This is a genomic window from Aliiroseovarius sp. YM-037 (genome assembly GCF_048060095.1).
Lineage (GTDB): Bacteria > Pseudomonadota > Alphaproteobacteria > Rhodobacterales > Rhodobacteraceae > JBLUOA01.
In genome coordinates this window covers 1-22,476 of sequence record NZ_JBLUOA010000012.1, presented here as the reverse complement: position 1 = coordinate 22,476, position 22,476 = coordinate 1, and the positions used below count along the sequence as shown (strand labels likewise).

Annotated in this window: 35 protein-coding genes; 33 read left to right on the top strand and 2 right to left on the bottom strand. The window is 57.6% G+C overall.

Annotated features, from left to right (window positions below):
• From ACEWPJ_RS18590 to rplQ, 29 genes are all read left to right on the top strand, one after another.
• Window positions 1-74 (top strand): hypothetical protein (locus ACEWPJ_RS18590; protein WP_416514434.1); only part of this gene is annotated, 74 nt, incomplete at its 5' end.
• An 80-nt stretch (window positions 75-154) separates the two neighbouring features.
• Complete coding sequence (rpsJ, locus tag ACEWPJ_RS18585; RefSeq protein ID WP_108261210.1) at window positions 155-463, top strand: 30S ribosomal protein S10; 309 nt, start codon at window positions 155-157, stop codon at window positions 461-463.
• Window positions 464-477: 14 nt separating this feature from the next.
• Window positions 478-1,332, top strand: coding sequence for a 50S ribosomal protein L3 (gene rplC, locus ACEWPJ_RS18580; RefSeq protein WP_416514528.1), 855 nt, complete (start codon window positions 478-480; stop codon window positions 1,330-1,332).
• Complete coding sequence (gene rplD / locus ACEWPJ_RS18575; RefSeq protein WP_416514527.1) at window positions 1,329-1,949, top strand: 50S ribosomal protein L4; 621 nt, start codon at window positions 1,329-1,331, stop codon at window positions 1,947-1,949. The genes rplC and rplD overlap by 4 nt, the downstream gene beginning before the upstream one ends.
• The gene (locus tag ACEWPJ_RS18570) at window positions 1,946-2,242 is read left to right on the top strand and encodes a 50S ribosomal protein L23 (RefSeq protein WP_416514526.1); all 297 of its coding nucleotides are present in this window, start codon (window positions 1,946-1,948) and stop codon (window positions 2,240-2,242) included. Before rplD ends, ACEWPJ_RS18570 begins: the two co-directional genes overlap by 4 nt.
• A gap of 94 nt (window positions 2,243-2,336) precedes the next feature.
• Window positions 2,337-3,179 (top strand): 50S ribosomal protein L2, encoded by an 843-nt coding sequence (gene rplB / locus ACEWPJ_RS18565; protein ID WP_416514524.1) that lies wholly within the window; start codon window positions 2,337-2,339, stop codon window positions 3,177-3,179.
• 2 nt (window positions 3,180-3,181) lie between these two features.
• Window positions 3,182-3,460 (top strand): 30S ribosomal protein S19, encoded by a 279-nt coding sequence (gene rpsS, locus ACEWPJ_RS18560; RefSeq protein WP_416514523.1) that lies wholly within the window; start codon window positions 3,182-3,184, stop codon window positions 3,458-3,460.
• Window positions 3,461-3,465: 5 nt separating this feature from the next.
• On the top strand, window positions 3,466-3,846 hold the full coding sequence (rplV, locus tag ACEWPJ_RS18555; RefSeq protein WP_416514521.1) for a 50S ribosomal protein L22: 381 nt from the start codon (window positions 3,466-3,468) through the stop codon (window positions 3,844-3,846).
• On the top strand, window positions 3,846-4,553 hold the full coding sequence (gene rpsC / locus ACEWPJ_RS18550) for a 30S ribosomal protein S3 (protein WP_416514519.1): 708 nt from the start codon (window positions 3,846-3,848) through the stop codon (window positions 4,551-4,553). Before rplV ends, rpsC begins: the two co-directional genes overlap by 1 nt.
• A gap of 13 nt (window positions 4,554-4,566) precedes the next feature.
• Complete coding sequence (gene rplP / locus ACEWPJ_RS18545) at window positions 4,567-4,980, top strand: 50S ribosomal protein L16 (RefSeq protein ID WP_416514517.1); 414 nt, start codon at window positions 4,567-4,569, stop codon at window positions 4,978-4,980.
• Window positions 4,981-5,074: 94 nt separating this feature from the next.
• Window positions 5,075-5,278 carry a 50S ribosomal protein L29 gene (gene rpmC / locus ACEWPJ_RS18540; protein ID WP_416514516.1) on the top strand — a complete coding sequence of 68 codons (204 nt, stop codon included), beginning with the start codon at window positions 5,075-5,077 and terminating at the stop codon, window positions 5,276-5,278.
• A 14-nt stretch (window positions 5,279-5,292) separates the two neighbouring features.
• A complete protein-coding gene (gene rpsQ / locus ACEWPJ_RS18535; protein WP_416514514.1) occupies window positions 5,293-5,523 on the top strand; it encodes a 30S ribosomal protein S17 in 231 nt (76 codons plus the stop codon).
• Window positions 5,524-5,596: 73 nt separating this feature from the next.
• Window positions 5,597-5,965 (top strand): 50S ribosomal protein L14, encoded by a 369-nt coding sequence (rplN, locus tag ACEWPJ_RS18530; protein WP_121899038.1) that lies wholly within the window; start codon window positions 5,597-5,599, stop codon window positions 5,963-5,965.
• A 1-nt stretch (window position 5,966) separates the two neighbouring features.
• Entirely contained in the window at window positions 5,967-6,272 is a 306-nt protein-coding gene (gene rplX, locus ACEWPJ_RS18525) for a 50S ribosomal protein L24 (RefSeq protein ID WP_416514512.1), read from the top strand.
• On the top strand, window positions 6,272-6,835 hold the full coding sequence (rplE, locus tag ACEWPJ_RS18520) for a 50S ribosomal protein L5 (RefSeq protein WP_416514510.1): 564 nt from the start codon (window positions 6,272-6,274) through the stop codon (window positions 6,833-6,835). Before rplX ends, rplE begins: the two co-directional genes overlap by 1 nt.
• Window positions 6,836-6,854: 19 nt before the next feature.
• Window positions 6,855-7,160: a 30S ribosomal protein S14 gene (rpsN, locus tag ACEWPJ_RS18515; RefSeq protein WP_416514508.1), complete on the top strand. Its 306-nt coding sequence runs from the start codon at window positions 6,855-6,857 to the stop codon at window positions 7,158-7,160.
• Window positions 7,161-7,173: 13 nt separating this feature from the next.
• Window positions 7,174-7,566 carry a 30S ribosomal protein S8 gene (gene rpsH / locus ACEWPJ_RS18510; RefSeq protein ID WP_416514505.1) on the top strand — a complete coding sequence of 131 codons (393 nt, stop codon included), beginning with the start codon at window positions 7,174-7,176 and terminating at the stop codon, window positions 7,564-7,566.
• 10 nt (window positions 7,567-7,576) lie between these two features.
• Window positions 7,577-8,110: a 50S ribosomal protein L6 gene (gene rplF, locus ACEWPJ_RS18505; RefSeq protein WP_416514503.1), complete on the top strand. Its 534-nt coding sequence runs from the start codon at window positions 7,577-7,579 to the stop codon at window positions 8,108-8,110.
• A gap of 11 nt (window positions 8,111-8,121) precedes the next feature.
• Complete coding sequence (rplR, locus tag ACEWPJ_RS18500) at window positions 8,122-8,481, top strand: 50S ribosomal protein L18 (protein ID WP_416514502.1); 360 nt, start codon at window positions 8,122-8,124, stop codon at window positions 8,479-8,481.
• A 109-nt stretch (window positions 8,482-8,590) separates the two neighbouring features.
• Window positions 8,591-9,166: a 30S ribosomal protein S5 gene (gene rpsE / locus ACEWPJ_RS18495; RefSeq protein WP_416514500.1), complete on the top strand. Its 576-nt coding sequence runs from the start codon at window positions 8,591-8,593 to the stop codon at window positions 9,164-9,166.
• Window positions 9,167-9,177: 11 nt separating this feature from the next.
• Entirely contained in the window at window positions 9,178-9,366 is a 189-nt protein-coding gene (rpmD, locus tag ACEWPJ_RS18490) for a 50S ribosomal protein L30 (protein ID WP_416514498.1), read from the top strand.
• Window positions 9,367-9,440: 74 nt separating this feature from the next.
• A complete protein-coding gene (locus ACEWPJ_RS18485; protein ID WP_416514496.1) occupies window positions 9,441-10,199 on the top strand; it encodes an LEM-3-like GIY-YIG domain-containing protein in 759 nt (252 codons plus the stop codon).
• 412 nt (window positions 10,200-10,611) lie between these two features.
• A complete protein-coding gene (gene rplO, locus ACEWPJ_RS18480; protein ID WP_416514494.1) occupies window positions 10,612-11,097 on the top strand; it encodes a 50S ribosomal protein L15 in 486 nt (161 codons plus the stop codon).
• Window positions 11,098-11,204: 107 nt separating this feature from the next.
• Window positions 11,205-12,572, top strand: a complete 1,368-nt coding sequence (gene secY, locus ACEWPJ_RS18475; protein WP_416514492.1) for a preprotein translocase subunit SecY — start codon at window positions 11,205-11,207, stop codon at window positions 12,570-12,572.
• Window positions 12,569-13,210 carry an adenylate kinase gene (locus ACEWPJ_RS18470; RefSeq protein ID WP_416514490.1) on the top strand — a complete coding sequence of 214 codons (642 nt, stop codon included), beginning with the start codon at window positions 12,569-12,571 and terminating at the stop codon, window positions 13,208-13,210. The genes secY and ACEWPJ_RS18470 overlap by 4 nt, the downstream gene beginning before the upstream one ends.
• 199 nt (window positions 13,211-13,409) lie before the next feature.
• The gene (rpsM, locus tag ACEWPJ_RS18465) at window positions 13,410-13,778 is read left to right on the top strand and encodes a 30S ribosomal protein S13 (protein ID WP_416514489.1); all 369 of its coding nucleotides are present in this window, start codon (window positions 13,410-13,412) and stop codon (window positions 13,776-13,778) included.
• A gap of 14 nt (window positions 13,779-13,792) precedes the next feature.
• On the top strand, window positions 13,793-14,182 hold the full coding sequence (gene rpsK / locus ACEWPJ_RS18460) for a 30S ribosomal protein S11 (RefSeq protein WP_416514487.1): 390 nt from the start codon (window positions 13,793-13,795) through the stop codon (window positions 14,180-14,182).
• Between the two features lie 110 nt (window positions 14,183-14,292).
• The gene (locus ACEWPJ_RS18455) at window positions 14,293-15,309 is read left to right on the top strand and encodes a DNA-directed RNA polymerase subunit alpha (protein ID WP_416514485.1); all 1,017 of its coding nucleotides are present in this window, start codon (window positions 14,293-14,295) and stop codon (window positions 15,307-15,309) included.
• Window positions 15,310-15,453: 144 nt separating this feature from the next.
• The gene (gene rplQ / locus ACEWPJ_RS18450) at window positions 15,454-15,879 is read left to right on the top strand and encodes a 50S ribosomal protein L17 (protein ID WP_416514484.1); all 426 of its coding nucleotides are present in this window, start codon (window positions 15,454-15,456) and stop codon (window positions 15,877-15,879) included.
• An 80-nt stretch (window positions 15,880-15,959) separates the two neighbouring features.
• Here the strand turns inward: rplQ and ACEWPJ_RS18445 are convergent, their stop codons facing one another.
• A complete protein-coding gene (locus ACEWPJ_RS18445) occupies window positions 15,960-17,216 on the bottom strand; it encodes a urate hydroxylase PuuD (RefSeq protein ID WP_416514482.1) in 1,257 nt (418 codons plus the stop codon).
• Window positions 17,217-17,320: 104 nt separating this feature from the next.
• On the opposite strand from ACEWPJ_RS18445, the gene ACEWPJ_RS18440 reads away from it, so the two are divergent.
• Entirely contained in the window at window positions 17,321-18,241 is a 921-nt protein-coding gene (locus ACEWPJ_RS18440) for a LysR family transcriptional regulator (RefSeq protein ID WP_416514480.1), read from the top strand.
• On the opposite strand, the gene uraH is transcribed toward ACEWPJ_RS18440, so the two are convergent.
• Entirely contained in the window at window positions 18,238-18,594 is a 357-nt protein-coding gene (gene uraH, locus ACEWPJ_RS18435; protein ID WP_416514478.1) for a hydroxyisourate hydrolase, read from the bottom strand. The two genes, ACEWPJ_RS18440 and uraH, sit on opposite strands and share 4 nt — an antisense overlap.
• Before the next feature lie 148 nt (window positions 18,595-18,742).
• Here uraH and puuE point away from each other — a divergent pair, with 148 nt between their 5' ends.
• The 3 genes from puuE to ACEWPJ_RS18420 are packed head-to-tail and all read left to right on the top strand — an operon-like array spanning window position 18,743 to window position 22,147.
• Window positions 18,743-20,158, top strand: a complete 1,416-nt coding sequence (puuE, locus tag ACEWPJ_RS18430; protein ID WP_416514477.1) for an allantoinase PuuE — start codon at window positions 18,743-18,745, stop codon at window positions 20,156-20,158.
• Entirely contained in the window at window positions 20,155-20,658 is a 504-nt protein-coding gene (locus ACEWPJ_RS18425) for an ureidoglycolate lyase (protein WP_416514475.1), read from the top strand. Before puuE ends, ACEWPJ_RS18425 begins: the two co-directional genes overlap by 4 nt.
• 52 nt (window positions 20,659-20,710) lie before the next feature.
• A complete protein-coding gene (locus ACEWPJ_RS18420) occupies window positions 20,711-22,147 on the top strand; it encodes a uracil-xanthine permease family protein (protein WP_416514474.1) in 1,437 nt (478 codons plus the stop codon).
• Window positions 22,148-22,476: the final 329 nt, after the last annotated feature.

Sequence of the window (22,476 nt, the reverse complement as noted above, 5' to 3'; positions counted from 1 at the left end):
AAAAGCTGCGCTTCGCCATCCGCGAAGGCGGCCGCACCGTCGGATCCGGCGTTGTGTCCAAAATCCACGAGTAAAAAGACCCTATGGGTTCGACGTGGGGCGGGGAATAATCCCCGCTCCACCTATCAACTCCAACGCCGCGAAAGGCTAACACATGCAAAGCCAGAACATTCGCATTCGGCTGAAGGCATTTGATTACCGCGTACTGGATGCCAGCACGCAGGAAATCGTCAACACGGCAAAGCGCACCGGCGCTCAGGTCCGTGGCCCGATCCCGCTGCCGAACAAGATCGAGAAGTTCACGGTTCTTCGTGGACCGCACGTCGATAAGAAATCCCGCGATCAGTTCGAGATCCGGACGCACAAGCGTCTTCTCGACATCGTCGACCCGACACCGCAAACCGTGGACGCGCTGATGAAGCTCGACCTCGCTGCAGGTGTTGACGTCGAGATCAAGGTATAAGGAGGGCACCACCCATGTTGCGCTCTGGTATTATCGCAAAGAAAGTCGGCATGACCCGGCTGTTCATGGAAGACGGCCGGCAGATTCCTGTCACCGTTCTTCAACTCGACAAACTGCAGGTCGTGGCAACGCGCACCGCTGACAAGGATGGCTATTCGGCTGTTCAACTCGGCGCTGGCTCTGCCAAGGCGAAGCGAACGTCGCAAGCCATGCGTGGCCATTTCGCCGCGGCCAAGGTCGAGCCCAAGCGTAAAATCGCGGAATTCCGCGTTGCGCCTGAGAACCTGATCAAGGTCGGCGAAGAGATCACGGCGAACCATTACTTCGAAGGCCAATACGTTGACGTATGCGGCACCTCGATCGGTAAGGGCTTCCAAGGTGCGATGAAGCGGCACAACTTCGCCGGTCTGCGGGCCAGCCACGGTGTGTCGATCTCTCACCGTTCGCATGGTTCGACCGGTCAGTGTCAGGACCCGGGCAAGGTGTTCAAAGGCAAGAAGATGGCTGGTCACATGGGCGCTGCTCGCGTGACGACGCAAAACCTTCAGGTCGTTCGCACCGATGCCGATCGTGGTCTGATCATGGTCAAAGGCGCGGTTCCGGGCTCCAAAGGTGGCTGGGTAACAGTCAAGGATGCGGTGAAAAAGCCGACTCCGGAAAACGTGATCCTGCCGGCTGGTCTGAAATCGATGGCCGAAGAAGCTGAACGTCTGGCTGCTGAAGCTGCGGCTGCTGCCGCTGCCGAAGAAGAAGCTGCTGCAAAAGCGGCTGCCGAGGCGGAACAAGCAGCATATGAAGCTGCCGAAGCAGAAGCCGGAAACGAAGGCGATGCGGAAGCAGATGCTGAGAAGAAGGAAGGCGAAGAATGAAACTCGACGTGATCAAACTGGACGGCAAGAAAGCCGGGTCGGTCGATCTGGGCGAAGACATCTTCGGCCTGGAGCCGCGTGCAGACATCCTGCACCGCGTCGTTCGTTGGCAGCGCAACAAAGCGCAAGCTGGCACCCACAAGGTCAAGACGCGGTCGGAAGTCAGCTATTCCACCAAGAAGATCTATCGCCAGAAGGGCACCGGCGGCGCACGCCACGGCGCCCGTAGTGCGCCGATCTTCCGCAGCGGTGGTATCTACAAAGGCCCGACTCCGCGCAGCCACGGCCACGATCTGCCGAAGAAGTTCCGTGCTCTCGGTCTGAAGCACGCGCTTTCGGCCAAGGCGAACGCGGGTCAGCTTGTCGTGATCGACTCTGCTGATCTGAAAGACCCGAAGACCTCGGCGCTTGCCAAGCAGGTCAAGGAACTTGGCTGGAAACGCGCGCTGATCATCGACGGGGCGGAGGTGAACGAAAACTTCGCCAAAGCCGCACGCAACATCGAAGGTCTCGATGTGCTGCCGTCGATGGGCGCAAACGTCTATGACATCCTGAAGCGTGACACGCTCGTGCTGACCAAGGCGGGTGTCGAAGCACTGGAGGCTCGTCTGAAATGAGCGCGAAAGCTGAACATTACGACGTGATCCGCAAGCCGATCATCACCGAGAAAGCAACCATGGCATCGGAAACCAATGCCGTTGTTTTCGAAGTAGCGATTGACGCGAACAAACCGCAGATCAAAGAGGCCGTCGAAGGTCTGTTTGGTGTCAAGGTGAAGGCCGTGAACACGACCATTACCAAAGGCAAGACTAAGCGGTTCCGCGGCCAGCTCGGCAAACGGAAAGACGTGAAGAAAGCCTACGTTACCTTGGAAGAAGGTAACACTATCGACGTCTCTACAGGGCTCTGATAGAAGGCACCGAATCTCTCGGCCCCGGCATGACCGGGGCCGAGATTGTTTGAAACCGGCCCATCTGGGCCAAAGCTAACGGAAGACAGAAAGCATGGCACTCAAGTCGTATAAACCGACGACGCCAGGCCAGCGTGGGCTGGTTCTGATCGACCGTTCGGAGCTTTGGAAAGGGCGCCCGGTCAAATCTCTTACTGAGGGTTTGACCAAGAATGGCGGCCGGAACAACACCGGACGGATCACGATGCGTCGCCGCGGCGGTGGCGCGAAGCGTCTCTATCGTATCGTGGACTTCAAGCGGAACAAATTTGACGTTCCGGCAACCATCGAGCGGATCGAATATGACCCGAACCGGACCGCGTTTATCGCGCTGGTGAAATATGAAGACGGTGAGCAAGCGTATATCCTCGCGCCGCAGCGTTTGGCTGTCGGTGACAAGATCGTCGCGGGCTCCAAGGTCGACATCAAGCCGGGCAACGCAATGCCGTTCGCAGGCATGCCGATCGGCACGATCGTCCACAACATCGAAATGAAGCCCGGCAAAGGCGGCCAGATCGCCCGTGCTGCTGGCACATATGCACAGTTCGTGGGTCGTGACGGTGGTTACGCGCAGATCCGTTTGTCTTCGGGCGAACTTCGTCTGGTCCGTCAGGAATGCATGGCAACGATTGGCGCCGTGTCGAACCCCGACAACTCGAACCAGAACTTCGGTAAGGCTGGTCGCAACCGTCACAAGGGCATCCGCCCGTCCGTGCGCGGTGTTGTGATGAACCCGATCGACCACCCGCATGGTGGTGGTGAAGGCCGGACTTCTGGTGGTCGTCACCCGGTTTCCCCGTGGGGCAAGCCGACCAAAGGTGCACGCACCCGTAACAAGAACAAGGCGTCGTCGAAGCTTATCCTGCGTTCGCGTCACGCCAAGAAGAAGGGCCGGTAATCATGTCGCGTTCTGTATGGAAAGGCCCCTTCGTAGATTCCTATGTCTTGAAAAAGGCAGAGGCATCGCGCGAATCCGGCCGCAACGAAGTGATCAAAATCTGGTCGCGCCGTTCCACCATTCTGCCCCAGTTCGTGGGTCTGACCTTTGGTGTGTACAACGGCCGCAAGCATATCCCGGTGAACGTCTCCGAGGATATGATTGGCCAGAAGTTTGGTGAATATTCCCCGACACGGACCTACTACGGTCACGCCGCGGATAAAAAAGCGAAGCGGAAGTAACAGCCATGGGTAAAGAGAAAAACGCACGCCGCGTGGCCGAGAACGAAGCAATGGCAAAAGCCAAGATGCTTCGCACTTCGCCGCAAAAGCTGAACCTGGTGGCAGCGATGATCCGCGGGAAAAAGGTTGATAAGGCTCTGTCCGATCTCACCTTCTCCAAGCGTCGCATCGCGCAGGACGTGAAGAAATGCCTTCAGTCCGCCATCGCAAATGCTGAAAACAACCACAACCTCGACGTGGATGAACTGATCGTGGCCGAAGCCTATGTCGGCAAGAACCTGACGATGAAACGCGGTCGTCCGCGGGCGCGTGGTCGGTTCGGCAAGATCATCAAACCGTTTTCTGAACTCACCATCACGGTGCGTCAAGTTGAGGAGCAAGCTTAATGGGTAACAAAGTCAATCCCGTCGGCATGCGCCTTCAGGTCAACCGCACCTGGGACAGCCGCTGGTATGCAGATACCAAGGACTATGGTGATCTTCTGCTTGAAGACATCAAGATGCGTCAGTTCATCAAGGAAGAGTGCAAGCAGGCTGGCATCAGCCGCGTGATTATCGAACGTCCGCACAAAAAGTGCCGCGTGACGGTTCACACTGCACGTCCGGGCGTCATCATCGGCAAGAAAGGCGCGGATATCGAAACGCTGCGCAAGAAACTGGCCGCGATGACCGACAGCGAACTGCATCTCAACATCGTTGAGGTTCGCAAGCCGGAACTGGACGCCGCACTGGTCGGTGAATCCATCGCGCAACAGCTTGAGCGTCGGGTTTCTTTCCGCCGCGCTATGAAGCGTGCGGTTCAGAACGCGATGCGTATGGGTGCCCTTGGTATTCGTGTGAATGTCGCTGGCCGTCTTGGCGGCGCCGAAATCGCCCGGACCGAATGGTATCGTGAAGGCCGTGTGCCGCTCCATACTCTACGGGCCGATATCGATTACGCACATGTCGAAGCAACGACTGCTTACGGCATTATCGGGATCAAGGTCTGGATCTTCAAAGGCGAGATCATGGAACACGACCCGGCAGCGCGTGATCGCAAGCAACAAGAACTCCAGGATGGTCCTGCGCCCCGTGGCGCTGGTGGCCGTCGCTAAGGGAGAATGAACGATGCTTCAACCAAAGCGCACAAAATTCCGCAAGATGCACAAGGGCCGTATCCACGGTGAGGCAAAAGGCGGCTCTACGCTGACTTTTGGCACCTACGGCCTGAAAGCGACCCAGCCTGAGCGTGTGACAGCACGCCAGATTGAAGCCGCGCGTCGTGCGATGACCCGTCACATGAAACGGCAGGGCCGCGTGTGGATTCGGATTTTCCCGGATACCCCCGTGACCTCCAAGCCGACCGAAGTGCGGATGGGTAAAGGTAAAGGTTCGGTCGATTTCTGGGCGGCGAAAGTCAAGCCTGGCCGCGTCATGTTTGAGATTGACGGGGTTACCGAATCTGTGGCAAGAGAAGCGCTCCGTCTCGCAGCGATGAAGCTCCCGATCAAATCTCGGGTTGTCGTACGCGAAGACTGGTGAGTTTTTCGTCGGACCCCCGGAAAATCTTCGGGGGTTCGGCGTTTGTTGGAAAAGCACGGGGCAATCTCGTGACTTCTGATGGAAGGATCTGGCGATGAACGCCCAGGAACTGAGAGACAAGACGCCTGACCAGCTGAAAGAAGAGCTGGCAAGCCTGAAAAAAGAATCGTTCAACCTGCGATTCCAACAGGCCACCGGGCAACTTGAAAGCACCGCCCGCATGAAGCAAGTCCGCCGCGACGCTGCCCGTGTAAAGACGGTTCTGAACGAAAAGGCCGCGCAAGCGGCTGCTGAATAAGGGGAGCCTGAAGCATGCCCAAACGTATCCTGACAGGCACCGTGACCTCTGACGCCAACGCCCAAACCGTAACGGTTTCCGTTGAACGCCGGTTCACACACCCTGTTCTGAAGAAAACCATCCGTAAGTCCAAGAAATACCGGGCTCACGATGAGAAGAACGTATTCAAGAAGGGCGACGAAGTTCGCATTCAGGAATGCGCGCCTAAATCAAAGACCAAACGCTGGGAGGTTATCGCAAACTAAGCGGTAGCCTTTCGGTTTGATCGAAACCCTGGGGACAAGGCAATGATGCCCCCCATAGGTCGGGAGAAACCACATGATCCAGATGCAGACCAATCTGGATGTTGCTGACAACTCTGGCGCTCGCCGGGTTCAGTGCATCAAGGTCCTGGGTGGTTCCAAGCGTAAATACGCCTCCGTTGGCGACGTGATCGTCGTATCGGTGAAGGAAGCCATCCCGCGCGGCCGCGTGAAAAAAGGGGACGTCCGCAAGGCCGTCGTCGTGCGCACCGCCAAGGAAGTCCGTCGTGAAGATGGCACAGCGATCCGTTTTGACCGGAACGCCGCCGTAATCCTCAACAACAACAATGAGCCGATTGGTACACGTATCTTTGGCCCGGTTGTTCGTGAGCTTCGCGCAAAGAACTTCATGAAAATCATCTCGCTCGCCCCGGAGGTGCTGTAAGATGGCTGCTAAGCTTAAAAAGGGCGACAAGGTCGTCGTGCTTGCTGGCAAGGACAAGGGTAAAGAGGGTGAAATCACCTCTGTTAGCCCGAAGACCGGCAAAGCAATCGTCAGTGGCGTGAACATCGCGATCCGCCACCAGCGTCAGTCGCAGAACGATCAGGGTGGCCGGGTTCCGACCGCTATGCCGATCGATCTCAGCAACCTCGCGCTGGTTGATGGCAAAGGCAAACCGACCCGCGTTGGTTTCCGCGTCGAAGATGGCAAGAAGATCCGCTTCGCCAAAACCACAGGGGAGGCTGTCTGATGCTTGACGCTCAATCCTACACGCCGCGTCTGAAGTCGCTGTATAAGGACTCCATCAAGCCCGCCTTGAAAGAAGAGTTCGGCTACAAGAACGATATGCAGATGCCGCGGCTCGACAAGATCGTGCTGAACATCGGCTGTGGTGCCGAAGCGGTCAAGGACTCCAAAAAGGCCAAGTCGGCCCAGGATGACCTATCCACCATCGCTGGTCAGCGCGCTGTTATCACCCGTGCGAAGAACTCGATCGCTGGGTTCCGCGTCCGTGAAGATATGCCGCTGGGGGCCAAAGTGACCCTGCGTGGCGACCGGATGTATGAATTCCTCGACCGGCTTATCACCATCGCAATGCCCCGCATCCGCGACTTCCGCGGCGTGTCCGGCAAATCGTTCGATGGTCGTGGCAACTACGCCATGGGCCTGAAAGAGCACATCGTATTCCCCGAAATCGACTTTGATAAAGTTGATGAAGCATGGGGCATGGACATTGTGATCGCCACCACCGCGAAGACCGACGCGGAAGCAAAGGCGCTGTTGAAAGCTTTCAACATGCCTTTCAACAGCTGATCGCGGGAAGGGAAAAGACATGGCTAAAAAAGCAATGATCGAGCGCGAGAAGAAGCGTCAGGCACTGGTGGAGAAATACGCCACAAAACGTGCCGCGCTGAAAGAAATCGCGAATGACGAGAGCAAGCCGATGGAAGAGCGTTTCAAAGCGCGCCTGAAGCTTGCAAAACTGCCGCGCAACAGCTCCGCCACACGGCTGCACAACCGCTGCCAGCTGACGGGCCGTCCTCATGCTTACTATCGTAAACTGAAAATTTCGCGGATCGCACTGCGGGACCTTGGCTCGAACGGCCAGATCCCCGGTCTGGTGAAATCTAGCTGGTAAGGGAGAGAGTGATATGAACGATCCTATCGGCGATATGCTCACCCGTATCCGGAACTCCCAGATGCGCGGCAAGTCCACCGTTGTGACTCCGGCGTCCAAGCTGCGTGCTTGGGTTCTGGATGTGCTGGCGGACGAGGGCTACATTCGTGGCTATGAAAAGACGACCGGGGCCGACGGCCATCCGGCGCTTGAAATCAGCCTGAAATACTTCGACGGCACCCCCGTCATTCGCGAGCTGAAGCGGGTCTCGACCCCCGGCCGCCGCGTTTACATGGGTGTCAAAGATATTCCGTCGGTCCGTCAGGGCCTCGGTGTGTCGATTGTCTCCACCCCCAAGGGTGTGATGTCGGATGCAAGCGCACGCTCCGCCAATGTCGGCGGCGAAGTGCTCTGCACGGTATTCTAAGGGGTCTGATATGTCTCGTATTGGTAAACGTCCGATCGACCTTCCCTCGGGTGTCACTGCATCCGTTTCGGGTCAGACCGTTGAAGTGAAAGGGCCGAAAGGCACCCGCAACTTCACCGCCACCGACGATGTCACGATCAAAGTCGACGACAACGTGATTTCGATCAACCCGCGCGGCTTGTCCAAACGGTCGCGTCAGCAGTGGGGCATGTCCCGCACCCAGATCCAGAACCTGGTGACCGGTGTGACCGACGGCTTCAAGAAAGAGCTTGAGATCAACGGCGTTGGTTATCGTGCTCAGATGGCTGGCAACGTCCTGAAACTGAACCTTGGTCTGTCGCATGAGGTCAACTTCGAGGTTCCGGAAGGCGTCACCGTCACCGCCCCGAAGCCGACCGAAATCGTCGTCGAAGGCATCAATGAACAACTCGTCGGCCAGGTCGCGGCCAACATCCGCGAATGGCGCAAGCCCGAGCCCTACAAAGGCAAAGGCATCAAATACAAAGACGAGTATATCTTCCGCAAGGAAGGCAAGAAGAAGTAAGGAACGCAAAGATGGCAAACAGCAAAAGACAACTGTTCTTGAAGCGCCGCCTGCGCGTTCGGAACAAACTGCGGAAAGTGAACGAAGGGCGCGTGCGCCTGTCGGTCCACCGCTCAAACAAGAACATCAGCGTGCAGCTGATCGACGATGTGAACGGCGTGACACTCGCCTCGGCTTCCTCGCTTGAGAAAGACCTGGGTGTTATCGGCAAGAACAACGTCGAGGCCGCAGCCAAAGTTGGCATGGCCATTGCAGAGCGCGCGAAGAAAGCCAAGGTGACCGATTGTTATTTCGATCGCGGCGGCTTCCTGTTTCACGGGAAGGTCAAGGCGCTTGCCGAAGCCGCCCGCGAAGGTGGTCTGAAGTTCTAAAGGCGAGGGCGGCGCACGAGCCGCCCCGATGATCCGGGAGTTGCCCGAAGGGGCCTCACCAGGGTTGGACAACCGGCGCGACGCGCCAGAAACGAATGAAGGAGGCCGCATGGCCAGAGAACCTAACCAACGGGGCGGTCGTCGCGACCGCGATGAAAACCCGGAATTCGCCGATCGCCTCGTCGCGATCAACCGTGTGTCGAAAACCGTGAAGGGTGGTAAACGCTTCGGTTTCGCAGCCCTCGTGGTTGTTGGCGACCAAAAAGGCCGCGTCGGCTTTGGCAAAGGGAAAGCCAAGGAAGTGCCGGAAGCGATCCGCAAGGCGACTGAACAAGCCAAGCGTCAGCTTGTGCGCGTCCCGCTGCGCGAAGGCCGCACGCTGCACCACGATGTCGAGGGCCGTCACGGCGCCGGCAAGGTTGTGATGCGCACAGCACCGCAAGGTACCGGGATCATCGCAGGTGGTCCGATGCGTGCCGTGTTCGAAATGCTCGGCATTCAGGACGTGGTCGCGAAATCCATCGGCTCGCAGAACCCCTACAACATGATCCGCGCCACCATTAACGGGCTCACCAAAGAAGCTAGCCCCCGCATGGTCGCCCAACGTCGTGGCAAGAAGGTCGCCGACATCCTGAAAAAGGATGACGCCCCGGCCGTCGAAGCTGACGCCGCAGCGGAAGCCTGAGGAGAGAACCCATGGCAAAAACCATCGTTGTAAAACAGATCGGCTCCCCGATCCGCCGCCCGGAAATCCAGCGCAAGACGCTGATCGGGCTCGGCCTCAACAAGATGCACAAGACCCGCGAGCTTGAAGACACCCCCGCAATCCGCGGCATGGTCGCCAAGATCCCGCATCTCGTAGAGATCATCGAAGAACGCGGTTAAGGTCGCAGTTATACTTGAATTTGTAAGGTCTGCCGATAATTTCGGCGGACCTTTTTCTTTGGGGAACCAAAAAAGTGGAAGAAAATCGAGATGAAAACTTCTCGTCCGAGGTGGCGCAAGAATTGAAGTCGTATGTCTACCGACTAATTGATCCCAGAAACGGCGAAACATTTTATGTTGGAAAAGGAAAGGGGAATCGCGTTTTTGCGCATGTCGCGGACGATCTATCTTCTACCGAGCTAGCCGAAAACGACGATGACGATGTATCAGCAAAGTTGACGTTGATACGCGAGATAAGAAACAGTGGACTCGATGTCGTACACGTAATCCATCGTCACGGATTGGACGATGCAACCGCCCTCGAAGTCGAAGGTGCGCTAATTGATGCTTTTCCAGGCCTTAGTAATTTGGTTGCCGGACACCACAATTCTGACCGGGGGTCTGCACACGCAAAACAACTGATTGAGAGATACGCGGCGGAAGATGCAAACATTGATGATCCCATTATCGAGATTGCGGTTCGAAAAAGTTCGACGGAGAGGTCGCTTTTGGATGCCGTGCGCTTTGCGTGGAGGCTTTCGGCGGATAGAGCCAATAGGGCCAAGTGGGTATTGGCGGTCGAGAATGGTATCGTTATTGGAGTTTTTGAGTTTGAGGCATGGCTACCCGCTAACGGGGAAAATTTCCCTGAATTTGAGACGGAGGATCTGAACGGCCGGTTCGGCTTTAAAGGCAAACGTGCTTCCAAAAACATCGAGCAGAAGTATCTTCGCAAACGTGTTCCACCGCGAAAAAGAGGCGAAGCGAACCCGGTTCGCTACCACAATATATAAATATGGGGTAACCCCCAACCCCTGCACCCAACGCAGCCCAGCTATGCCAGACTATCTCTGGCTTACCCACGTCCCCCAGCGTATCAGGCCGCGACTCAACCCTCACACATTGGAACACCCCGAATGCCGATGGCAAACCGCACCTCAATCCTCTCCTCCTCCGCCTCCGCGATCCGCTCTCTGTTCGATCACATTAAATCGACTTGGGCCGCCGGCCCGGTTCCGTGCTGGACGGAATATCTCCGCGAGACGTCGAAAAACTAGGGCGCGTGTCGGCCTCTCGCCCCTTGCACCGTCAGATCATCCCGTCTATACGCCTCCGGTGGTCCTTTGTGGGCCCGGAATCACTATGAAACGCCGTGTTCGGCCGCTCCCGTCGCTGGGGGTCGCATCCGGCAAAAGGAGAAGCGACATGAAATTGAATGAACTGCGCGATAATCCAGGCGCAACCAAATCCCGCAAGCGTGTTGGCCGTGGTCCCGGCTCTGGCATGGGTAAAACCGCTGGCCGTGGTATCAAGGGTCAGAAATCCCGTTCGGGTGTGGCGATCAAGGGGTATGAGGGTGGCCAGATGCCGCTCTACCAGCGTCTGCCGAAGCGCGGCTTTAACAAGCCGAACCGTAAGAAGTATGCCGTTGTAAACCTTGGCATTTTGCAGAAATTCATCGACGCGAAAAAGCTCGACGCGAAGAAGGCCATCACCGAAGATGTGCTGCTTGACTCCGGCGTTGTGCGCCGCAAGCTTGACGGTGTTCGGATTCTCGCGAAGGGTGAAATCACGTCGAAAGTGACGCTGGAAGTCACCGGCGCATCCAAAGGCGCGGTTGAAGCGGTTGAGAAGGCGGGCGGTAAACTGACCGTCACGACCCCGGCATCCGAGGCGGCACCTGCTGAATAAGCGCTTGTGAGAGGCCCCAACGGCCCTTACATACCTATTAGTTTTCCAAGCGCCGCCTGACCCGGAGAACGGTCTGGCGGCGTTTTCAATGACAGAGAGGCCCACGCATGGCATCTGCGGCAGAGCAAATGGCGTCAAACATGAGCTGGGGCGCCTTGGGTAAGGCGACCGAGCTGCGTCAGCGCATCCTATTCACCCTCGGTTTGCTGATCGTCTATCGGCTTGGCACCTACATTCCGGTTCCCGGCATCGACGGCAACGCCCTTCGCAGCTTCATGGAAGAGGCATCCGCGGGGATCGGCGGTATCCTGTCGATGTTCACCGGCGGCGCGCTGGCCCGTATGGGGATTTTCGCGTTGGGGATCATGCCCTACATCTCTGCCTCGATCATCGTTCAGCTTCTGACCGCGATGGTCCCGAAGCTGGAACAGTTGAAGAAAGAGGGCGAACAGGGCCGCAAGAAGATCAACCAATACACCCGCTACGGCACGGTGTTTCTTGCGACGTTCCAAGCCTATGGCCTAGCGGTAAGCCTGCAAGCTGGCGAGTTGGTTCAGGCCGATATTCCCTACTGGTTCTTTGTCGCGTCCTGCGTTGTGACGCTGGTTGGCGGCACGATGTTCCTGATGTGGCTGGGTGAGCAGATCACCGCACGCGGCATCGGCAACGGTATTTCGCTGATCATCTTCGTCGGCATCGTCGCCGAGGTTCCGGCGGCGCTGGCGCAATTCCTCAGCCAAGGGCGGTCGGGTGCGATATCGCCCGCGGTGATTATCGGCGTGCTGGTCATGGTCGTGGCCGTGATCGCCTTCGTTGTCTTCATGGAACGCGCGCTGCGTAAGATCCACATCCAATACCCGCGCCGTCAGGTCGGGATGAAGGTCTATGACGGCGGCACCAGCCACTTGCCCGTCAAGGTGAACCCCGCCGGTGTGATTCCTGCGATCTTTGCCAGCTCCCTGCTGCTGCTGCCGACGACGCTTGCGACATTCTCGGGCAGCCAGACCGGTCCGGTGATGTCGACGATCCTCGCCTATTTCGGCCCCGGCCAGCCGCTCTACCTTGCGTTCTTCACCGCGATGATCGTGTTCTTTACGTTCTTCTATACGTTCAACGTCAGCTTCAAGACGGATGACGTCGCCGACAACCTGAAGAACCAGAACGGGTTTGTTCCCGGCATCCGTCCGGGCAAGCGCACCGCGGAATACCTTGATTACGTTGTCACGCGGCTGCTGGTCCTTGGCTCCGGTTATCTTGCGGCAGTTTGTCTCTTACCTGAGATTTTGCGTTCCCAACTCGCCATTCCTTTCTATTTTGGCGGCACATCGGTCCTGATTGTCGTTTCGGTGACAATGGACACGATCCAACAGGTGCAAAGTCACCTTCTGGCCCATCAATACGAAGGCCTGATTGAAAAATCGCAACTTCGCGGTAAGTCGAAGAAGCGCGGTAAGAAAGGGACAGCAAGACGATGAACATTATCCTCCTCGGCCCACCGGGCGCTGGTAAAGGAACCCAAGCCCGTAAACTCGTGGATGAGAGGGGGATGATCCAGCTCTCGACCGGTGACATGCTGCGCGAAGCCCGCACCTCTGGCACAGAGATGGGCAAGCGCGTCGCCGCGATCATGGACGCAGGAGAGCTTGTGACAGACGAAATCGTCATCGGCCTGATCGAAGAGAAGATTCAGGGCGACAATGGCGGCGGTTTCATCTTTGACGGCTTCCCCCGGACGCTGGGGCAGGCGGATGCGCTGGGTGATCTGCTGGCGAAATATAAACAGCATCTGGATCACGTGATCGAAATGCGGGTGGATGACACCGCGCTCGTCAACCGGATCGTTGGCCGCTTCACCTGCGGCAATTGCGGTGAGGTTTATCACAAAGACACCAAGCCCACGAAAAAGGATGGCGTCTGCGATGTCTGCGGCAGCGAAGACCTCAAGCACCGCGCCGACGACAACGAAGAAAGCCTGCGCACCCGTCTGATGGAGTATTACAAAAAGACCTCTCCGCTGATCGGTTACTACTATGCGAATGGCAAACTTTCGTCGGTGAATGGCCTTGCGGAAATCGACAAGGTCGCAAGCTCTATCGCCGCGATTTTGGACTGACCCGTCCACCCCTTGACGGGGCGGCCAAAACCACATACTTGACAGCCTTCCCATATGGGAATCGGTGCGGTGACGAATCATTAACGCGTCCCCTGCCGACAGAGAATTCAGCAGTAGCCCGCAGGCAAAATGCCTTCGGGCTTCCGTTGTGAAAAAAGGTTCTGGAATGACGGAACCGCAACGAAAAGGAAAGTGACACGTGGCACGTATCGCCGGCGTTAATATCCCGACCCACAAGCGGGTCCCGATCGCCCTGACTTACATCACCGGAATTGGCCCCTCTTCGGCGAAATCCATCTGCGAAGCCGTGAACATCGACGAAAGCCGTCGCGTGAACGAGCTTAGCGATGCCGAGGTTCTGGCCATCCGCGAACATATCGACGCGAACCAGACCGTAGAAGGCGACCTGCGCCGTGAGACGCAGATGAATATCAAACGCCTGATGGACCTCGGCTGCTACCGTGGCTTGCGCCACCGTCGTAACCTGCCGGTTCGCGGTCAGCGCACCCACACCAACGCACGCACCCGCAAAGGCCCCGCAAAGGCCATTGCCGGCAAGAAGAAATAAGGGGGCGTTGAACAATGGCACGCGATAAAGTTCGTACGAAGAAGAAAGAGCGTAAGAATATCGCATCGGGCGTGGCCCATGTGAATTCGTCGTTCAACAACACCAAAATCCTGATCTCTGACGTGCAGGGCAATGCGATTTCCTGGTCCTCCGCTGGGACCATGGGCTTTAAGGGCTCGCGGAAATCGACACCTTACGCCGCTCAGATGGCTGCGGAAGATGCGGCCAAGAAGGCTCAGGAACACGGCGTCAAAACCATCGAAGTCGAAGTGCAGGGCCCCGGCTCTGGCCGTGAAAGCGCATTGCGCGCTCTGGCGGCTGTCGGCCTCAACATCACGTCGATCCGTGACGTGACGCCGATCGCACATAACGGCTGTCGCCCACCAAAGCGCCGCCGCGTCTGATTGTACCAAGCTCGGATCGATGCAAGCGCATCGGTCCGAGTGTGTTTTTTTGAACCTCGGGCGTTTCTGGCAAGGGACATGGGCCGGAAACAAGAATGGAGGCGACACGCATGATCCACAAAAATTGGCAAGAACTCATCAAACCGACCCAGCTTGAAATCAAGCCGGGCAACGACCCCGCGCGTCAGGCGACGGTGGTTGCAGAGCCGCTGGAACGCGGTTTTGGCCTGACCATGGGCAACGCGCTGCGCCGCGTTCTGATGTCGTCGCTGCAAGGCGCGGCGATCACCTCGGTCCAGATCGACAACGTATTGCATGAGTTCTCCTCGGTCGCTGGTGTGCGTGAAGACGTCACCGACATCGTACTGAACCTCAAGGGCGTCGCGATCCGCATGGAAGTCGAAGGGCCGAAGCGCCTGTCGATTTCCGCAAACGGTCCGTCCGTTGTCACCGCTGGCGACATTTCCGAAAGCGCAGGGATCGAGATTCTGAACAAGGATCACGTGATCTGCCACCTCGACGAAGGCGCCGACCTGTTCATGGAACTGACCGTGAATCAGGGCAAGGGCTACGTCGCGGCGGAAAAGAACAAGCCGGAAGATGCACCCATCGGCCTGATCCCGATCGACGCGATCTATTCGCCGGTCAGCAAGGTCAGCTATGATGTGCAGCCGACCCGCGAAGGTCAGGTTCTGGACTATGACAAACTGACGCTGAAACTGGAAACAGACGGTTCTGTCACGCCGGACGACGCGGTCGCTTACGCGGCCCGTATCCTGCAGGACCAACTGTCGATCTTCGTGAACTTCGACGAACCCGAAGCGGCTGGTCGTCAGGAAGAAGACGACGGTCTGGAATTCAACCCGCTTCTGCTGAAGAAGGTTGATGAGCTTGAGCTGTCCGTCCGTTCGGCAAACTGCCTGAAGAACGACAACATCGTTTACATCGGGGATCTGATCCAGAAAACCGAAGCAGAGATGCTGCGCACCCCGAACTTCGGTCGGAAGTCGCTGAACGAGATCAAGGAAGTGCTGTCCGGCATGGGTCTGCACCTCGGCATGGATGTCGAGGAATGGCCGCCGGAAAACATCGAGGATTTGGCCAAGAAGTTTGAGGACCAGTTCTGATCTGAAATCGAAACTGTATGCACAGCGTATGCACACATTGTGTACGCGCTGTGCATCACGATCATACGGGCAATCCCGCCCCAAGGAGAGGGACTGACACGCATCGGTTCCCGGACAAAGCATAAAAGCTGAAGGAGAAAGAAAATGCGTCATGCAAGAGGCTACCGTCGCCTGAATCGCACTCACGAACACCGCAAAGCGCTGTTCGCGAACATGGCCGGCTCGCTTATTGAACACGAACAGATCAAGACGACCCTGCCGAAAGCCAAAGAGCTGAAGCGCGTCATTGAAAAGCTCGTAACCCTTGGAAAACGCGGCGATCTTCACGCCCGCCGTCAGGCTGCAAGCCGTCTGAAACAGGACGAATACGTTGCAAAACTGTTCGACGTTCTCGGCCCGCGCTACAAAGAACGCAACGGTGGTTACGTCCGCGTTCTGAAGGCCGGTTTCCGTTACGGCGACATGGCCCCGATGGCGATCATCGAATTCGTCGACCGCGACGTTTCCGCCAAAGGCGCTGGCGACAAAGCCCGTGAGGCCGAAGAGGAAGCCGCGCTCGACGCCGAATAAGTCTTTATAAAGACTGGAAGAATTAGAAAGCCCCGCTGGTTCGCAGCGGGGCTTTTCGCGATGTTAGGTGTGCGTGTTGTTCAGTTCGTCGCCAGTTGAAGCGGCGCATCCTCCGCCGCCGCGCGATACCAGTTCGCGATCTTCACACGCTCTGCTTCCTCCATAAACGTCACGTTTGCCGGGGGCATCGCATGCGACACCCCGGCTTGCAGATAGACCTGCCGCGCGGCGCGGGTAATATCGCCTGTCGTTTCAAGCATCAGACCCTTGGGTGCGCGGTGAATGCCTTCATAGAAAGGCTCTCGCGAATGACACATCGAACAGCGGCCCAGCACGATATTCTCAACATCCGTGTAGCCCTCAGCGCTCGCAAAATGCTGCTCGGTCTCGGTCATCGGGCGGGCGTCGGCCTCCTCCAGCGTGTTGAAAATCGGGGCGGTCGACAGCCACATGACGCAGATGAACAGGATCACTGTGACGGCCCAGGTCCATGTCGGATTGCCGCTGCGCGCGTGTAGTGAGTTGAAGTAATGCCGGATCGTCACCCCCATCAGGAACACCAGCGCCGCGATCAGCCAGTTGTATTCAGTCGCGAAGGCCAGCGGATAGTGGTTCGACAGCATCAGAAACAACACCGGCAGCGTCAGGTAGTTGTTGTGCGTCGACCGCAGCTTGGCGATCTTGCCATATTTAGGGTCGGGCGTGCGCCCTTCCTGAAGGTCTTTCACCACGATCCGCTGGTTCGGCATGATGATGAAAAACACGTTCGCGGTCATGATCGTCGCGGTAAACGCACCCAGATGCAGCAGTGCCGCGCGCCCGGTGAAGATCTGGTTATAGCCATAGGCCATCGCCACCAGCAGCACGAACAGCAGCACCATCAGGAAGGTCGGCTTTTCGCCAAGCCCCGATTTGCACAGGAAATCATAGACCAGCCAGCCAATGGTGAGGGAGCCAGCAGAGATCAGGATACCCTGCCACAACGCCAGGTCCGCCTTGGACTGGTCGATCAGGTAAAGCTCCCCCCCGACCCAGTAGACGATCATCAGAAGCGCGGCACCGGACAGCCATGTCGCGTAGCTTTCCCATTTGAACCAAACAAGGTGATCTGGCATGTTTTCCGGCGCGACCAGATATTTCTGGATGTGGTAGAACCCGCCGCCATGCACTTGCCATTCCTCGCCATGCGCGCCGACCGGAAGGTGCGGCACCTTGCGCAGCCCAAGGTCCAGCGCAACGAAATAGAAGGACGAGCCGATCCATGCGATCGCCGTGATGACGTGCAGCCATCTGACCGCAAACCCCAGCCAGTCCCAGATAATAGCCAGTTCGAACATATCGGTCTCCTGTGAATCTCTTGTAGGAACGGTAGCGCAAGCGCTCAATTTTCTGTATTAGACAATTAATTCTAGCAGCTTCAAAAAAAGACGAACAATCGCCAATGTCCTATCTCGACAACATCAAGACGTTCGTAAGGGTCTATGAACTTGGCAATATGTCCGCGGCGGCCCGCGATCAACGGATATCACCTGCGGTTGCCTCATCGCGAATTTCCCAGTTGGAAGAATACCTTAGCGTTCGCCTGTTCCAGCGCACCACACGAATGTTGAACGCAACAGAGCAGGGGCGGATATTCTACGTCGGTGCCTGCCGCATCCTCGAAGCGATTGAGGAAGCAGAGGCAGAGGTTAACAACGTCACCCAAACTCCGCGCGGATCGCTTTACGTTGCGGCCCCCTTGGGGGTGGGGCGGCGCCTGATCGCGCCGGGGGTGCCGTTTTTCAAGGAGCAATACCCAAAGATCGACGTGCGAATGCGCCTGTCTGACCGCAAGCTCGACATGACGGCGGAGGGGCTTGATGTTTCGTTCTTCCTTGGCGTGCCAGAGGATTCAAACCTGCGGATCAGGAAAATCGCGGATTGTCAGCGGGTGTTATGCGCCGCGCCGCGCTATCTTTCCGAACGGGGCCATCCAAGCTCCGGCGCCGATCTTGCGGGCAAAGCGCATGACTGTCTGAACCTGCGCTACCCCGGCGCGCCTGAATTTCAGTGGCCGCTGCAGACTGAGGACGGGGTACAGCGGTTTACCGTCAGCGGGCCGTTCGAATCCGACGATGGTGACGTGCTGACCGGCTGGGCGCTGGACGGACACGGGATCATTCTGAAACCGGTCTTTGAAATTGCCGAGCATTTGAAATCCGGCGCGCTGGTGCCGGTGCTGGAAGACACTCCGCCGATCCCGATCCAGATGGCGTGCCTTTACACCCATCGCAGGCGACAAGACCCCAAGACGCGGCTGTTCATTGATTTCATGGCCGACAGGATCAACGAAACCCTGTCGAACACCATGCGCGGGCTTTAGCTGCCCCGGTAGGTCGAATACCCGAACGGCGATAGCAGCAGTGGCACGTGGTAATGCGCGTCCGGGTCCGACATGCCGAACCGCAGCGGGATTTGGTCAAGGAACAGGATGTCTTCGGACACCTGCCCCGATGCGCGCAGATAATCCCCGGCAAAGAATACCAGTTCGTATTGCCCGGTTTTGAACTTCTCAGCCGGAAGAATATGCGCATCGGTCCGGCCATCGTCGTTGGTTTCAACCTCAACCAACTTGGTGTGGGAATTGCCCGACACTTTATATAGCGCGATTTTCATACCCTTCGCGGGCAGGCCCGTCGCCGTGTCAAGAACGTGTGTGGTCAGATAGCCGGACATGGAATTTTCCCTTCTATTTGGGTTCTTCCGCATAATGCAGGAAACGCGGGCGCAGCGTCATAGTGATCTTGCTGATAGCTCTTTCAGAAAAATAATGAAAGTAATCTTTATTTGATTGCTCTACAACCAAATGAAAAGGAGACCGCTTTTGACCCGCTACGTTCGAGATATGAGAGGCTACGGTGCAACGCCCCCGGACCCAAAGTGGCCCGGAGGGGCGAAGATCGCGCTTCAGTTTGTCATCAACTATGAAGAGGGCGGCGAGAACTGCGTTCTGCATGGCGATGCGGCGTCCGAAGCGTTCCTGTCGGAGATCGTCGGCGCCGCCGCGTGGCCCGGTCAGCGGCACTGGAACATGGAATCCATATACGAATACGGCGCGCGGGCAGGGTTCTGGCGTTTGCACCGCTTGTTCACCGAGATGGAGATCCCGGCGACCGTTTATGGCGTTGCCACCGCACTTGCCCGCAGCCCCGAACAGGTGCGCGCGATGCAGGCTGCGGACTGGGAAATCGCCAGCCACGGCCTGAAATGGATTGAATACAAAGACACCGCTAAGGCGGACGAGCAGGCCGATATGGAGGAGGCGATCCGCCTGCATACCGAGGTCACCGGCGAACGCCCGCGCGGCTGGTATACCGGGCGATGTTCTGACAACACGGTGGCGTTGATCGCGGAAGAGGGCGGGTTTGATTACGTCGCCGACAGCTATGCCGACGATCTGCCTTACTACGTCCGCGTTGGGGATCGGGACCAGCTTGTCGTGCCCTACACGCTCGACACCAACGATATGCGCTTCGCGACGCCGCAGGGCTTCAACTCGGGCGATCAGTTCTATGCGTATCTGAAAGACAGCTTTGACGCGCTTTATGCTGAGGGCAATCAGGGGCAGGCAAAGATGCTGTCGATCGGCATTCACTGCCGTCTGCTGGGCCGTCCAGGGCGGATTATGGCGCTGCGTCGATTCATGGAATACGCGAAGGCCCATAAGGATGTGTGGTTCGCCCGGCGGATCGACATTGCGAAACACTGGCTGGAAACGCATCCGCCACAGCAATCGCCGCGCCCGTCCGAAATGACCAAGGACGATTTCGTATCGGCCTATGGCGGCGTATTCGAACATTCCGCGTGGATAGCCGAACGGGCGCATGATCTTGAGCTTGGCCCCGCGCATGATAGCGCGGCAGGGGTTCACAATGCACTGTCGCGCATTTTCCGCACTGGCAGTTCCGACGAACGGTTGGGCGTGCTGACCGCGCACCCGGACCTCGCGGGCAAGCTGGCGCAGGCAAAGCGCCTGACGGCTGAGTCGACGTCTGAACAAGCCGGCGCAGGGCTCGACTCCCTCACCGATGAAGAGCGTGAGATGTTCACCAAGCTGAACGATGAATACACCGCAAAGCACGGCTTTCCGTTCATCATCGCCGTGCGCGACAACACAAAGGCGTCGATCACCGACGCTTTCAAACGCCGTATCGACAATGACCGCGACACCGAATTCGCCGAGGCCTGCCGACAGGTCGAACGTATCGCCGAATGGCGGCTGAAGGACATGCTGCCATGACCGAAACGCTTACGACATCAGCCCTGACCGCCGACCGCTTCGCCCCTTATGGCGATGTTCTGGAGGCCGTGGGCGAGCCGACGAAGTGGATCAATCAGGGCATGTGTGGCCGCCACCATGATTTGGCCAAGATGGATTTCAGCGATGGTAAGGCGGGGATCAGCTTTTTCAACGCACAGCCGCGTCCGCTGCCCGGCAAGGTCGATTTGGTAGAACGTCACCCGGACGGGAGCCAGGCGTTCATCCCGCTTTTGCAGACCTCGTTTCTGGTGGTCGTCGCGGATGACGACAACGGAACGCCGGTCAATCTGCAAGCCTTTCTGACGAAGCCGGGGCAGGGGATCAACCTTTACCGTAACGTCTGGCACGGGGTTCTAAGCCCGCTTGAGGCGCCCGGCCTTTTCGCCGTCATCGACCGGATCGGGGACGGCCCAAATCTTGAGGAATTCTGGTTCGAGACGCCGATTGGTGTCGAGGCCGGTGAGGAGAAGTCGACGTAGCAAGAAGCGGCGATGAAATAAGACATGGACAGTCATTAAGGGAGGAAACCACATGGCTGACAATTCGATCGGGACAGCGGAACAGCTCCGAGATCCCAATTACACTCCACCACTCGCAAAGGCGATTCCGCTGGGTATCCAGCACGTCCTTGCGATGTTTGTGTCGAACGTGACGCCTGCGATTATCGTCGCCGGCGCCGCTGGGTTCGGCTTTGGCTCAGGCTCCCCGGACTTCCCAGAGCTTCTGTATCTGATCCAGATGTCGATGCTATTCGCTGGTGTCGCGACGCTTCTTCAGACAATCACAATCGGGCCGGTCGGTGCCGCTCTTCCGATCGTTCAGGGGACAAGCTTTGCCTTCCTGCCGATCATGATTCCGCTTGTGGCGGGTAAAGGCGTTGATGGGCTCGCGGCTTTGTTCGGCGGCGTTATCATTGGCGGTATTTTCCACGCATTTATCGGTACGTTTGTCGGCAAGATCAGGTTTGCCTTGCCCCCACTGGTGACGGGTCTCGTTGTGACGATGATCGGGCTCGCGCTCGTGAAGGTTGGGATTCAATATGCGGCTGGTGGTGTCCCAGCGATCGGAACCGAGGAATACGGTTCCATGCTGAACTGGTCGGCGGCGTTGCTGGTCATTTTCGTAACGCTCGGGCTTAAGTTCTTCGCCAAGGGTATGCTTTCGATCTCAGCCGTTCTTCTGGGCTTGATCGCTGGCTACATCTACGCGCTGCTGGTTGGCATGATCAGCTTCGGCGGAGATTTCGGGATCGCGGCAAGCTGGAGCAATGCGGCAGCCTTCGCGCTTCCTCAACCGTTCAAGTATGGTTTTGAGTTCTCGATTGCTGCGGTTATCGGGTTCGGCCTGATGGCGTTCATCTCGGCGATTGAAACCGTCGGTGACGTTTCAGGGATCACCAAAGGTGGTGCCGGACGCGAAGCAACAGAGGACGAGATCACAGGCGCGACCTATGCCGATGGTTTTGGATCGGCGCTCGCCGGTATCTTCGGTGGCTTTCCGAACACGTCGTTCAGCCAGAACGTCGGTCTAATCGCGATGACGGGCGTTATGTCCCGCCATGTCGTGACTTGCGGTGCGATCTTCCTGATCGTCTGCGGCCTTATCCCGAAAGTCGGCAGTGTGATCCGCACCGTCCCGATTGAGGTGCTGGGCGGCGGCGTGATCGTCATGTTCGGTATGGTTGTCGCGGCGGGTATCTCGATGCTGTCCGACGTCGACTGGAACCGGCGCAACATGGTGATCTTCGCAATCGCCCTGTCGATTGGTCTGGGTCTGCAACTGGAACCGGGTGCATTGCAACACATGCCGGATACCGCTCGCATCCTTCTGACCTCGGGTCTGTTGCCTGCGGCGCTGATCGCCATCGTGCTGAACCTCGTGCTGCCAGAGGAGCTTACCGCCGAATCGGTTGAAGAGGTGTCCGGCGGAATGGCCGGGCATGGTGAGGGCAGATTGCCCCACGACTAAACAAAACCCGCCGAGGCCCCGTTCGGGGCTTCGGCACATATTGTAGGTGCACGATCAGACGGCACCACAATCGACTTGATAACCCTCAACGCTGACCCGATGCTGTCTGCTCCGGCTTCCGATGTCTGCTGATTGGTTGCCTGCAAACTAGGGGCTGCGTAGTATGCAATGCAGCTATGACGAATCCGACCTACCAGATGGTTTAATATTAAACTAAACGTTCACAACGCTACGTAAACCAGGAGGAGCCCGCCATGACCGACGCCACCCAAGACATTGATCCGATTGAGTCGCGCGAGTGGCAGGATGCTGTTGAGGATGTTATTGCG